The sequence below is a fragment of the Pelomonas sp. SE-A7 genome (genome assembly GCF_030345705.1).
Taxonomy (GTDB): domain Bacteria; phylum Pseudomonadota; class Gammaproteobacteria; order Burkholderiales; family Burkholderiaceae_C; genus JAUASW01.
The window spans coordinates 981,784-994,413 of the sequence record NZ_JAUASW010000001.1 but is presented as its reverse complement, the minus strand read 5'-3'; the positions used below and the strand labels follow the sequence as shown (position 1 = coordinate 994,413).

Sequence of the window (12,630 nt, the reverse complement as noted above, 5' to 3'; positions counted from 1 at the left end):
GATGTTTGAAGCAAAGATTGTGTGCTATGTTGGCGCACAAGAAGCCTTAGGAGAGCTCCATGAAAGTCGTCGACATCCTGCGCGTCAAGGGCGGCACCTTGTTCACCGTCGCCCCCGACCAGCCGCTGGCCCAGGCGGTGACGACCATGGCCGAGCTGGACGTGGGCTCCCTGGTCGTGATGGAGCATGGCGACCTGGTGGGCATGCTGACCTTCCGCGAGGTGATCGCGGCCGTGGTCAAGAACGGCGGCAGCGTGGGCACGACCCAGGTCCGCAGCGTGATGGACGACCATCCTTTGACCTGCACGCCCGAGACCGAGATCGACGAAGTGCGCCGCATGATGCTGGGCCGCCATGCGCGCTACATGCCGGTGCTGAACGGCCGCACGCTGATGGGCGTGATCTCGTTCTACGACGTGGCCAAGGCCGTGGTGGACAGCCAGGACTTCGAGAACCGCATGCTCAAGGCCTACATCCGCGACTGGCCGGTCGAGGAAGAGCCGGCACCGGAGCCTAAGCTGTAGGCCGGTTGACGAAGTAGTCGGGCTGCAGCGAGCGCGTCAAGGCAATCGCCGGCAGCACCTGATCCAGATGGCGGCGCATGGCCGCCATTGCTTTGTCCGGGGCGCCGCTGCGCAGGGCCTCGACCACGGCCTGGTGCTCGGCAATCACCTCCTGCATGCGGCCCTGGATGGGCAGGGTCAGGCGGCGGAACCGGTCCACCTGGGTCTTGGCCTGGGCGATGGTGCGCCAGACCCCGGGGAAGCCGGCCAGTTCGGCCAGGCAGGCATGGAAGCCCTCGTCGGCGCGATGGAAGCCGGCCTGGTCGCTGCGCTTGGCGCAGCGGCGCTGCTCGGCCAGCCAGTCGTCCAGCTGCTTCAGGGCCTGCGGTGTGAGCCGGGCGGCGGCGCGTTCGATCATGGCCAGCTCCAGCGCCGTGCGTACCAGCATGGCCTCCTCGAGCTCGTGGACCGGGATGCGTGCGACGAAGGTGCCGGAGCGCGGCCGGATCTCGATCAGGCCTTCCTCGGTCAGCCGCTGCACCGCCTCGTGCACCGGCGTGCGGCTGAGCCCGAACTCGGCGGCCAGCTCTTTCTCGTTGATGCGCTCGCCGGGCGCCAATTGCAGGGCCAGGATGCGCTGACGCAGCGCCTGGTAGACGGGATCGGAGGCTTTGGCGGCGGTGCTCATGGTCGGGCCGCGATCATAGTGAGCGCCTGTCGAGTGCCGACCTCATCGAGCTGCAGCAAGCCTTGGGTCAGAGACTCTGCCAGGCCCGGCAACTCGTTCAGGTCCTGGCCCCACAACCCCCGGTTCGCGAGCCAGCCGCGTGCCAGGTCTTGCCAGCTCTCTTCGCGATGCTGGCGGAACCAGTCCAGGTGCTCGGGCGCGTCGGACAATTCGATCATGGGATCGCGATAGAGCCGCATCGTCGCGGCCAGGGCCAGCACCAGGCGTGGCGGTGGTGTTCCGTTCCTGGCCTGCGTGCTCAGCAGCTGCGGCAGCAGGCGGGTGGCGAACTTGGACCAGCTGTTCAGCGCTATCGAGGCGAGCCTGTGCTTCACATAGGGGTTGCGGAAACGCCTCAGCGTGGCGGCGGCAAACGGTGCCAGCCGGTCGGCCGGCAAGGGCAGGGCGGGAATGATTTCTTCGGCCAGCGCGGCTTCGACGAAGGCCCTCAGGTCGGCGTCGTCCATTGCGTCGCCGACGGTCTCGTGGCCCAGCAAGAGGGCCAGCGGCACCAGCAAGGTGTGGCCGCCGTTGAGCAGGCCGACCTTGCGATGTCGGTAGGGGCGCAGGTCGGCGACCAGCTCGATGTTCAAGCCTGAGCCCGTCAGCTTCAGCTCCTCGGCCAGGGCTGGCGCGCCTTCGATCAACCAGCTGTGGAACGGCTCGGCGCAGACCATGAAGGGGTCGGCTCCGCCCAGTTCCGCTTCAAGTGGTCCACGCTCGTCGTCAGATGGTGCGCCGCTGACGATGCGATCAACCAGCGTCGAGCAAAAGTGGCAGTCCTGGTCCAGCCAGTTTTCGAAGCCCCGATCCAGCGACCAGAGCCGGGCGAAATGCAGCACCGCCCCCTTCAAGGCCGGCCCGTTGGCCTCGATCAATTCGCAGGGCAGAAGATAAAGACCGGCGCCGCCCCGCGAGTAGCGCTCGAACAGCCAGCGGCACAGCTTGGCCGGAAAGCTGGCCGGCGGGGCGTCCTCGAAGCGGTCACTGTCGTTGACGGTGATGCCGGCCTCGGTGGTGTTGGAGACGATGAAGCGCAGCAGTGGCTCGCCGGCCAGGTCGACGAAGTCCTGCCAATGCCGTGCCAGGTCCAGCTCGCGCTGCACGCAGTCAATCCGCCGCCAGACTTTCACTGCTTGGCCTTTGTCGTCCAGGCCGCGCAGCAGCAGCTGGTAGGGCGCGTCCATCAGCGGTGCCTTGGACCGGCTGGTCGGTCGCACGATGACGATGCCGGCCTCCAGGCCCTGGCGCTCGTTGAGCTGCTGGACAAAGTCCTCGACGAAGCCGCGCAGGAACACGCCCTGGCCGAACTGCAGCAGCTTGATGGCCAGGCCGCTCACAGCGAGATGTCCTGCTTCCAGAACAACCAGTCGTACTGGCGCAGCCGCTCGGCCTTGCATTCGTATTCGCCGCCAGCGGTCTGGCGCACCAGCTCCAGCAATTGCTCGGCGGTCTGCTCAGCCGAGACGCCTTCCAGCACCGGGCCGCAATCGAAGTCGATCAGGTCGCTCATGCGCCGAGCCAGCGGCGTGTTGGACGAGACCTTGAGCACCGGCGCAATCGGATTGCCGGTGGGCGTGCCGAGGCCGGTGGTGAAAAGCACCAGCTGCGCGCCCGAGGCGACCAGGGCGGTGACCGACTCGACGTCGTTGCCCGGCGTGCAGAGCAGGGACAGGCCGGGCTTGCTGGCCTGCTCGCCGTAGTCCAGCACGGCCACCACCGGCGAACCACCGCCCTTGCGCGCGGCGCCGGCCGACTTCATTGCATCGGTGATCAGGCCGTCGCGGATATTGCCGGGGCTGGGGTTCTCGGCCAGGCTGGCGCCCACGGCCTGGGCCCGCGCCTCGAAGTCCTTCATCAGGGCCAGGAAGCGTTCGCGGTCGGCCGGGTTCTGGCAGCGCGAGATCAGCTCCGACTCGACGCCGCAGAGCTCGGGGAACTCGGCCAGCAGCGAGGCGCCGCCCAGGGCCACCAGGCGGTCGGAGACCAGGCCCAGGACCGGATTGGCCGTGATGCCCGAGAAGCCGTCCGAGCCGCCGCACTTGACGCCTATCTTCAGCTTGGACAGCGGCACCGGTTCGCGTCGCACCTCGTTCGCTTCGGTCAGTGCTTTCAAGGTGTCCTGCAGCACTGCCTTCATCATGGCTTGCTCGTCGCCCCATTGCTGCTGCTCGTAGACCAGGCAGGGCTTGTCGAAGGCCGGGTTCTGCTCGGCCAGGGCCTCGCGGAACATGGCGATCTGGGCGTTCTGGCAACCCAGGCTCAGCACGGTGACACCGGCCACATTCGGATGGTCGGCATAGGCCGCCAGCAGCTTGCAGAGCCGCTTGGCATCGGCCCGCGTGCCACCGCAGCCGCCGGCATGGGTGATGAAGCGCACGCCATCTACATTGGGGAAGGGGCGGTTGCGCCGGCTGCTCTTGGCCGTGTGGCCCAGCAGGCTCAGGGTGTAGTCGGCCAGCTCGTCGCCGGCATAGCCCAGGGGACGCTCCAGCGCCTGGCGCAGCTGGTCGATGTTGCGGTTCTCGCAGAACACCAGCGGGAACACCAGCCAATGGTTGGCCGTGGCCACGCGGCCGTCCTTGCGGACGATGCCTTCAAAGGTCTGCTCTTGCCAGGCCTTCACATCGGGCGCCTGCCAGCTCATGGCACTGCCGTCGAGGCGGGGTTCAGCAGCATGGTGGACCAGGTTCTCGGTCGTGACTGCTTCGCCGCGGCGGATCGCATGGAGGGCCTTGCCGACCGGCACGCCGTAGAGCTTGAGCACCTCGCCGGGCGCGAAGTCGCGCCGAGCCAGCTTGTGCTTGGCGGCGACTGGCGTGCAGAGCGTGATCGCCTGGCCGGCGTCGTCGACGGTCTGGCCCTCGGCCAGATCGGCCAGGGCGACCAGCATGTCGTCGTCGGGATGGATGAGCAGGGTGGTGGCGGCCATGGCAATCAATCAGAGTCCGAAGTACTGCTTGGCGTTGTCGTAGCAGACGCCGCGGACGATCTGGGCCAGGCCGGCACCGTCGTCCGGGTATTCGCCGGCCTCCACCCATTGGCCCAGCTGTCGGCACAGCAGGCGGCGGAAATACTCATGCCGTGGATAGGAAGCGAAGCTGCGCGAGTCGGTCACCATGCCCACCGACGTGCCCAGCACGCCATGGGCGGCCAGGGTCTGCAGCTGGCGCAGATTGCCGTCCTTGTGGTCGTTGAACCACCAGGCCGGGCCGTACTGCAGCTTGCCGGCGGTGGCGCCGTCCTGGAAGGCGCCTATCAGCGTGGACAGCACCTCGCTCATGGCCGGGTTCAGGTTGAACAGCAGGGTCTTGGGCAGGCGGTCCTCAGCGTCGAGGTCGTCGAGCAGGGCGGCCAGGCCGGCGCTGCTGCTGAAGTCGGCGATCGAGTCGTAGCCGGTGTCGGGGCCGAACTGGTCCAGGCGGCGGCGGTTGTTGTTGCGCTGGGCACCTATGTGCAGGCACATGGCCCAGTCATGCTCGGCGTAGACACGGCCCAGCGCATGCAGCAGGCCGCGCTGGTAGGCCCCGAGCTCGGCCTCGGTCAGCTGGCCGCCGGCGAAACGCTTGGCGAACAAGGCCTCGCATTGGGCCGGTCCGACCGGGCCGGCGGGGAGGGCCGCGTCGATGGCATGGTCGGAGATGCGGCCGCCCTGGCTGTGGAAGAAGCGCACCCGGGCCGCCAGCGCCTCGACCAGGGTCTCGAAGGTCGTGATGCGGACACCGGCCGTGCCGCCCAGCTTCTGCAGGTAGGCGATGAACTCGGGCTTGTTGCAGCGCATGGCCTGGTCCGGGCGGTAGGCCGGCAGCACCCGGGTCTTGAGCGCCGAGTTGGCCAGCTCGGCATGCTGGGCCAGGTCGTCGGCCGGGTCGTCCGTGGTGCAGGCCACCTCGACCCTGGCCTGGTCCAGCAGGCTCCAGCAATCCATCTCGGCCAGCCGCGCGTTGGCGGCCTTCCAGATGGCCGGCGCATTGGCGGCGTTGATCGTCAGGTCGATGCCGAACAGCCGCCGCAGCTCCAGGTGGCTCCAGTGGTGGATGGGGTTGCCGGCGGCCAGCGGCAGCACCGAGCAGAAGGCCTTGAACTTGTCCTCGTCCGGCGCCGCGCCGGTGACCAGGGCCTCGTCTATGCCGGCGCTGCGCATCAGGCGCCACTTGTAGTGGTCGCCGGCCAGCCAGAGTTCGGCAATGCTGGAGAAGCGCTTGCGGGCCGCGATCTCGCCCTGCTGCAGGTGCGAGTGGTAGTCGATGATGGGCAGGCCGGCCGCCACCTCGTGGAACAGCTGGCGGGCCGTGGCGGTGTCGAGCAGGAAGTCGGGGCCTAGGAAGTCGCTCATGGTGAGGCTGCTGCAAATCTGAAGTGGCACGATTGTCTATCTGATATTTCAGATTGCCAAGGCCTGGCAGGCGATTCGTACCCAGGAAGTTCCGGGTTTGTCCCAGGGGTCGGCAACGGCTGCGGCTAAGATCGCCCCTCCTCCCTGGTCTCAATCCCCGTCCTGGATCGCGCATGTCTGGCAGCACCTTTGGCGAGTTGTTCCGTGTCACCAACTTCGGCGAAAGCCACGGACCGGCCATAGGCTGCGTGATCGACGGCTGCCCGCCGGGGATGCTGCTCAGCGAGGCCGACATCCAGCCCGAACTGGACCGCCGCCGCCCCGGCACCTCGCGCCATGTGACCCAGCGCAACGAGCCGGACGCGGTCGAGATCCTGTCCGGCGTCTATGAGGGCCGCACCACCGGCACGCCGATCTGCCTGCTGATCAAGAACACCGACCAGCGCAGCAAGGATTACGGCAACATCCTCGACACCTTCCGCCCCGGCCATGCCGACTACACCTACTGGCGCAAGTACGGCCTGCGCGACCCGCGCGGCGGTGGCCGCAGCTCGGCCCGCCTGACCGCGCCCATGGTCGGCGCCGGCGCGGTGGCCCGCAAATGGCTGCAGGAGCAGTACGGCACCACGTTCCGCGGCCACATGACCCAGCTGGGCGAGCTGGAGATCCCGTTCGAGGGCTGGGAGCATGTGGGCAACAACCCCTTCTTCGCCGCCAACGCCAGCAAGATTGCCGAGCTGGAGGACTACATGGACCAGTTGCGCAAGGCCGGCGATTCGGTCGGCGCGCGCATCGCGGTCGAGGCCAGCGGCGTGCCGGTGGGCCTGGGCTCGCCGCTGTTCGACAAGCTGGATTCCGACATCGCGTACGCCATGATGGGCATCAACGCAGTCAAGGGCGTGGAGATTGGTGACGGATTCGGCGTCGTGGCCCAGCGCGGCAGCCACCATGGCGACGAGCTGACGCCCGCCGGCTTTGCCTCCAATCATTCCGGCGGCGTGCTGGGCGGCATCTCTACCGGCCAGGATCTGCGCGTCTCGATTGCGATCAAGCCCACCAGCTCGATCCGCAGCCCCAAGGCCTCGATAGACCGGGCTGGCCAGCCGGCCACGGTCGAGACCTTCGGCCGCCACGACCCCTGCGTCGGCATCCGCGCCACGCCGATCGCCGAGGCCATGCTGGCCCTGGTGCTGATGGACCATGCGCTGCAGCACCGCGCCCAATGCGGCGACGTGCGTCACGAACTGCCTCCGATAGCCGCCCAGCGCTGACCGCCGCTTGATGTCCGAGCCCGCCCCAGGTCCGCGCCGCATTCTTGCGGCCAGCGCGGTCCTGTCCTGTGCCTACTTCGCAGCCATTGGCCTGTTCAGCACCTACGCGCCGCTTTGGTACAAGTCGCTGGGCATTCCGCTGATCGAGATCGGCTGGCTGCTGTCGCTGTCCAGCTGGACCCGCTTGTTCGCACCCTTCGTCTGGGGTTCGCTGGCCGATGCCAAGGGTCGCCGTGTGCAGCTCCTGCGTCTGGCTGCGGTGCTGACGCTGCTGGCCGGCCTGCTGTTCCTGCTGCCACCCACGGTGGGCCTGCTGGCGGTGGCGACCTTCTCGATGTTCTGCTTCAACGCCGCGATCACACCCTTGAACGAGACGGTGCTGGCGGCGCGGCTGATGACGCCCGAGGGCGGCGTCGATGCCCGGCGCTACGGCCGGGTGCGGCTTTGGGGCTCGGTCGGCTACCTGGTCAGCGTGGTCGGCTGCGGCTGGGGACTGGAGCGGCTGGGCATGGGCTATTTCGTGCCGGGGCTGATCGTCGGCCTGCTGCTGATCGTCGGTGCCGCGTTCTGGATGCCGGTGCACCGCGGCGCCACCCACGGTCACGAAGCCACGCCGCCGCTGGGCGAGGTGATGCGCAAGCCGGCGGTGCGCTGGTTCTTCGCCAGCGTCTTCATGACGGTGCTGGCCCACACCTCGCTGTACTCCTTCTTCAGCCTCTACGTGGACGAGCAGGGTTATGGCAAGTCGGTGGTGGGCCTGTTGTGGGGCGCGTCCATCATTGCCGAGGTCGCCTGGTTCGGCCTGCAGGGGCGGCTGCTGGAGCGCAGCAGCCTGCACCGTTGGCTGACCGTCTGCTCCCTGGTGGCGGCTGTGCGCTTCGCGCTGACGGCGGCCTTCGGTGCCCACCTGTGGCTGCTGGTGCTGCTGCAGACCTTGCATGCCGTGACCTTCGCGGCCCAGCACACGGTCTGCATCGCCCTGGTGACCCGCTATTTCCCGGGCCGTTTGCGCGGCCGTGGCCAGGCCCTGTATTCGGTGCTGGGCTATGGCTTCTCGGGTGTGCTCGGGGCCATAGGCGGCGGCTGGCTGGTCAGTCATCTGGGCCTGGCCAGCATCTTCTGGGTGGCCAGCGGCGCCGCCCTGGCCGGCGCGCTTTGCGCCCGGCGCAGCGCGCAGCTCGACAACTGAGTTCCGCAGTTCGTCGCCAGCCCCGCGGCGTTGGTCAGGGGTCGGCGCGCTCCATGCCCGGCAATCTGCATTTCGTCGCAGATCGATTCGGCCGGTCCAACCCAATTCTTAGACTGCCGCCACTTTCTAAATTGACCTTGGGGACTTCCATGCGCAAGCAATGGCTTTTTGGCGGCATCGCGGCCGCAGTTCTGGCCAGTGGAGCCGGTGTGGCGGTCTGGGCCAGCAAGGGCGCGGATGCGTCACAGCAGCAAGCCAAGGGCAAGGACGGCGAGAAGCCGTCGCCGACGCTCGAATTCACCCCTTCCGAGGTGGTCAAGCCGGCGCTGGCCCGCATGCCGGGCCGCATCGAGTTCTCGGGTCCATTGGTGGCGCCTGGCACCGTCATCGTCCGCAGCAAGGCTTCGGGCGTGCTGGTCGGCCTGAACGTGGCCGAAGGCAGCCGGGTCCATGCCGGCCAGGCCCTGGGTCAGCTGGACCTGGAGGAGCTGCGCTACCGCGTGGCCGAACGCAATGCCAGCGTCGAATCGGCACGCGCTCAAGCAGATCAGGCCGAGCGCCAGCACAAGGCCAACGAGGGGCTGGCGGCACAGAACTTCATTTCCAAGACTGCGCTGGATTCGTCGAAGGCCTCGCTCGAAGCCGCCCGCGCCCAGCTGGGTGTGAGCCGGGCCCAGATGGACACAGCCCAGGTCATGCTGAAGCAGGCCGCCCTGGTGGCGCCTATCAGCGGCGTGGTGTCCAAGCGCCATGCGCTGCCGGGCGAGAAGGTGTCGAACGAGCAGCAGGTGCTGTCCATCGTCGACCTTAGCAAGCTGGAGCTGGCCGGTCTGGTCGGCACCCATGAGGTCAGCCGCCTGAAGCCTGGCATGACGGCCATGCTGCGCATCGAGGGCGTGGACAAGCCGGTCGAGGCCCGCATCGCCCGCATCGCTCCGGCGGCCGAGCCCGGCACCCGCTCCATCGGCGTGACGCTGGAACTGAGCAATCCCAAGGAAGCCTTCCGCGCCGGCCAGTACGCCGTGGCGCAGGTCGAGCTGCAGGACGACACCGAGCGCCTGACCCTGCCCGACACCGCCATCGGCAGCTCGTCCGGCCAGGACCATGTCTGGATGATCGAGAACGGGTCCCTGGTGCGTCGCATCGTCACCACCGGCCGGCGCGACCGCAATCTGGCCAAGGTCGAGCTGCTGGGCGGGGTCAAGCCGGATGCCCAGGTGCTGGCCGCCCGCTTCGACAACCTCAAGGAGGGTGCCAAGGCGGTGGTGGTCGAGAACCGAGCCAAGGTGGCAAGCGCTGCGGCTTCCACCGCAGCCCGCAACTGATTCGCGGGGTCAAGCATCATGTGGATCACCCGCGTTTCCATCCAGAACCCGGTCTTTGCGACCATGGTGATGGTGGCCATCTGCGTGCTGGGCCTGTTCTCGTACGCCAAGCTGGGCGTCGAGCAGATGCCCGACATCAGCTTCCCCGGCGTCTACATCGACGTCCGCTACCCGGGCGCCTCGCCCGAGGCGGTGGAGCGCGAAGTCTCGCGCCCGCTGGAAGAGGCCCTCAACACCATCGCCGGCATCGAGCGCATCAGCTCGCGCGCCTTTGAAGGCCGCACCCAGGTCAATGTGGAGTTCGGCCTGAACGCCGACATGAGCCGCACCATGCAGGACGTGCGCGACCGCGTCGCCATGGCCCAGGCCGGCTTCCCGAAGGACGTCAAGCCGCCCATGGTGATGCGCTACCAGGGCGACAACGCCCAGCCCATCGTCGTGATGGCGCTGATGAGCAAGACCCGCCCGGCGCGCGAGCTCTCGATGCTGGCCGAGTACACCATCTCCAAGCGCCTGGCGCGGGTGGATGGCGTGGCCAAGGTCGACATTGGCGGCATGGTCTCGCGCGAAGTGCGCATCGACCTGGACCCGCAGCGGCTGCGCGCCTATGGCATCACGCCGGCCGAGATCGCGACGGCGCTGAACCAGGCGAATTCGGACCAGCCCATCGGCATGCTTTCCGACGGCAGTTCCGACGCCATGCTGCGGGTCGAGGGAAAGGTCCGCGATCCCAAGCAGTTCGCCAACGTGGTCGTGGCGCGTCGCGGCAGTCTGGCGCTGACGCTGGCCGACCTGGGCACCCTGGTCGAGCGCGAACGCGAGCCCGATTCCATCGCCCGCATCAACGGCCAGCCGGCCGTCAGCTTCTACGTCTTCAAGCAGCAGGACTCCAACATCGTCGCCACCGGCGAGGCCGTGAAGGACGCGGTCAAGCAGATCCAGAAGACCCTGCCGGACGACATCCAGCTGGAGCTGATGTACGTCAACAGCGACTTCGTCAAGGGCTCGCTGGACGGCCTGAGGCACACGCTGATCGAAGGCGCGCTGCTGACCGTGGGCATCGTCTTCCTGTTCCTGCACAGCTGGCGCTCCACCATCATCACCGGCCTGACCCTGCCGATCGCCGTGATCTCCAGCTTCATCGCGGTCCATGCCTTCGGCTTCACGCTGAACTTCATGACCATGATGGCGCTGAGCCTGTGCATTGGCTTGCTGATCGATGACGCCATCGTGGTGCGGGAGAACATCGTCCGCCACGTAGCCATGGGCAAGGACCACCACAAGGCCTCGTTCGACGGCACCAACGAGATCGGCCTGGCGGTGATGGCCACCACCTTCGCGATCTGCGCCGTGTTCGTGCCGGTCGCCTTCATGGGCGGCATCATCGGCAAGTTCTTCTACCCCTTCGGCATCACCGTGGCCGTAGCCGTGATGGTCAGCCTGTTCGTCAGCTTCACGCTGGACCCGATGCTGTCCAGCGTCTGGCCCGATCCGCCGGCCGAGCGGCTGAAGAAGCTGCCGGTGTTCAAGCAGCTGATCGGTGGCGTGGACCGCGGCATGGACTGGCTGCACGGCTTCTACGAGAAGTCCATCCTCTGGATCTTCTCGGGTCGCCGCTACCGCGTATTCGTGCCGCCGGTGCCGGCCTATGGTCGCCCGTTCAAGGCCGACGGCAGCCGTGACCGCGCGGCCAAGCGCAGCCTGCGCTTCGCCACCCTGACGCCGCGCGGCATCGTCGCCTGGTCGGGCTTCGGCAGCTTCGTGCTGGCCCTGTTCCTGGCCGGCTTCGTCGGCAGCGAGTTCGTGCCCGAGACCGACCAGGGCTTCACCCAGCTGCAGCTGCGCATGCCCACGGCCACCAGCCTGGACCGCGGCAATGCCAAGGTGCGCCAGGTCGAGGAAGTGCTGGCCAAGTTCCCCGAGATCAAGATGGTATCGACCGTGGTCGGCGCCTCGGGCGAGGGCATGCAGACCGGCCGCAACCAGGCCCAGCTGAACATCTCCATGGTCGACCGCAAGGAGCGCAAGCGCAGCCAGAAGCAGGTCGAGGATGCGATCCGCGAGGCCATCGCCAGCATCCCCGGCATCGAGGTCAGCGTGGGCTTCAACCGCCCGGTCTGGATCACCCTGCTGGGCAATGACGCCGAGCAGCTGACCCTGGCCGCCAACGACCTGGCCGCCAAGATCCGCAAGGTCAAGGGCGCAGTGGACGTGGACACCACGGTGCGCGCCGGCCTGCCGGCCTTCGCGGTCAAGCTCAAGGACTCGGCCATCCGCGAACTGGGCCTGACCGCTCCGCAGATCGCTTCTTCGCTGCGCGCCTATGTCAACGGCGAGGTCGCCACCTACTGGACCACGCCGGACGGCAACCAGGTCGAGGTGCTGCTGCGCCTGCCGGTCGAGCAGCGCCAGCGCGTCGAGCAGATGTACAAGCTGCCGGTGGCCTTCTCCAAGGACGGTGCGCCGATCTCGCTCGACCAGGTCGCCACCATCGAGCCGGTGTTCAATCCCGAGGTGATACGCCGCCAGAACCTGCAGCGCCGCGAAGCCGTCTATGCCGGCGTCAAGGGCCGCAGCTCGGGCGAGGTCAACGAGGACGTGGCCAAGCTGGTCAAGGAGCACCAGCTGCCGCCGGGCGTCAGCTTCCTGGTGGACGGTGCCGGCAAGCAGCAGAAGGAAGCCTTCATGGGCCTGGTCGGCGCCATGGGCCTGGCGGTGATCTTCATCTACATCGTGCTGGCCAGCCAGTTCGGCAGCTTCCTGCAGCCTATCGCCATCATGGCCTCGCTGCCCCTGGCCCTGCTGGGTGTGATGCTGGCCCTGCTGGTGACAGGGTCCACGCTGAACGTGTTCTCGATGATCGGCCTGGTGATGCTGATGGGCCTGGTGACCAAGAACGCCATCCTGCTGGTGGACTTCGCCAACCATGCCCGCAAGGCCGGAGCCACGGTGGCCGATGCGCTGCGCGAAGCCGGCCTCATCCGGATGCGCCCCATCATCATGACCACGGCGGCGATGATCTTCGGCATGCTGCCCATGGCCATCGCCTTCAACGAGGGCGGCGAGATCCAGGCGCCCATGGGACGGGCCATCATCGGCGGGGTGATCACCTCGACCCTGCTGACCCTGGTCGTGGTGCCGGTGATCTACAGCTATGTGCTGAACGTGCCGCGCCGCTTCGGCCAGATGGGCCAGTGGATCGGCCGCCTGTTCCGTCGGCGTCCGGCTGGCGCCCAGGGCGCGGCGGTGATGCCGGCCGGTGACGACTGACGCCAGTCA

At 67.7% G+C, this 12,630-nt stretch carries 9 protein-coding genes; 5 read left to right on the top strand and 4 right to left on the bottom strand.

The annotated features are described in order from the left end of the window. Positions 1 to 59 precede the first annotated feature (59 nt). The gene (locus tag QT382_RS04330; protein ID WP_289252816.1) at positions 60 to 524 is read left to right on the top strand and encodes a CBS domain-containing protein; all 465 of its coding nucleotides are present in this window, start codon (positions 60 to 62) and stop codon (positions 522 to 524) included. Here the strand turns inward: QT382_RS04330 and QT382_RS04325 are convergent. The 4 genes from QT382_RS04325 to uxaC are packed head-to-tail and all read right to left on the bottom strand — an operon-like array spanning position 514 to position 5,566. Next, the gene (locus QT382_RS04325; protein WP_289252815.1) at positions 514 to 1,191 is read right to left on the bottom strand and encodes a GntR family transcriptional regulator; all 678 of its coding nucleotides are present in this window, start codon (positions 1,189 to 1,191) and stop codon (positions 514 to 516) included. The genes QT382_RS04330 and QT382_RS04325 overlap by 11 nt on opposite strands. After that, the gene (locus tag QT382_RS04320) at positions 1,188 to 2,570 is read right to left on the bottom strand and encodes a tagaturonate reductase (protein ID WP_289252814.1); all 1,383 of its coding nucleotides are present in this window, start codon (positions 2,568 to 2,570) and stop codon (positions 1,188 to 1,190) included. Before QT382_RS04320 ends, QT382_RS04325 begins: the two co-directional genes overlap by 4 nt. Next, complete coding sequence (locus QT382_RS04315; RefSeq protein WP_289252813.1) at positions 2,567 to 4,162, bottom strand: UxaA family hydrolase; 1,596 nt, start codon at positions 4,160 to 4,162, stop codon at positions 2,567 to 2,569. Before QT382_RS04315 ends, QT382_RS04320 begins: the two co-directional genes overlap by 4 nt. Before the next feature lie 9 nt (positions 4,163 to 4,171). Next, positions 4,172 to 5,566: a glucuronate isomerase gene (gene uxaC, locus QT382_RS04310; protein WP_289252812.1), complete on the bottom strand. Its 1,395-nt coding sequence runs from the start codon at positions 5,564 to 5,566 to the stop codon at positions 4,172 to 4,174. A 173-nt stretch (positions 5,567 to 5,739) separates the two neighbouring features. Between uxaC and aroC the strand changes: the two genes are divergently transcribed. The 4 genes from aroC (at position 5,740) to QT382_RS04290 (ending at position 12,621) form a co-directional block, all read left to right on the top strand. Further along, a complete protein-coding gene (gene aroC / locus QT382_RS04305; protein WP_289252811.1) occupies positions 5,740 to 6,837 on the top strand; it encodes a chorismate synthase in 1,098 nt (365 codons plus the stop codon). A gap of 10 nt (positions 6,838 to 6,847) precedes the next feature. Further along, complete coding sequence (locus QT382_RS04300; RefSeq protein WP_289252810.1) at positions 6,848 to 8,026, top strand: MFS transporter; 1,179 nt, start codon at positions 6,848 to 6,850, stop codon at positions 8,024 to 8,026. A 149-nt stretch (positions 8,027 to 8,175) separates the two neighbouring features. Next, complete coding sequence (locus tag QT382_RS04295) at positions 8,176 to 9,351, top strand: efflux RND transporter periplasmic adaptor subunit (RefSeq protein ID WP_289252809.1); 1,176 nt, start codon at positions 8,176 to 8,178, stop codon at positions 9,349 to 9,351. 18 nt (positions 9,352 to 9,369) lie between these two features. Beyond that, complete coding sequence (locus QT382_RS04290) at positions 9,370 to 12,621, top strand: efflux RND transporter permease subunit (protein ID WP_289252808.1); 3,252 nt, start codon at positions 9,370 to 9,372, stop codon at positions 12,619 to 12,621. Positions 12,622 to 12,630: the final 9 nt, after the last annotated feature.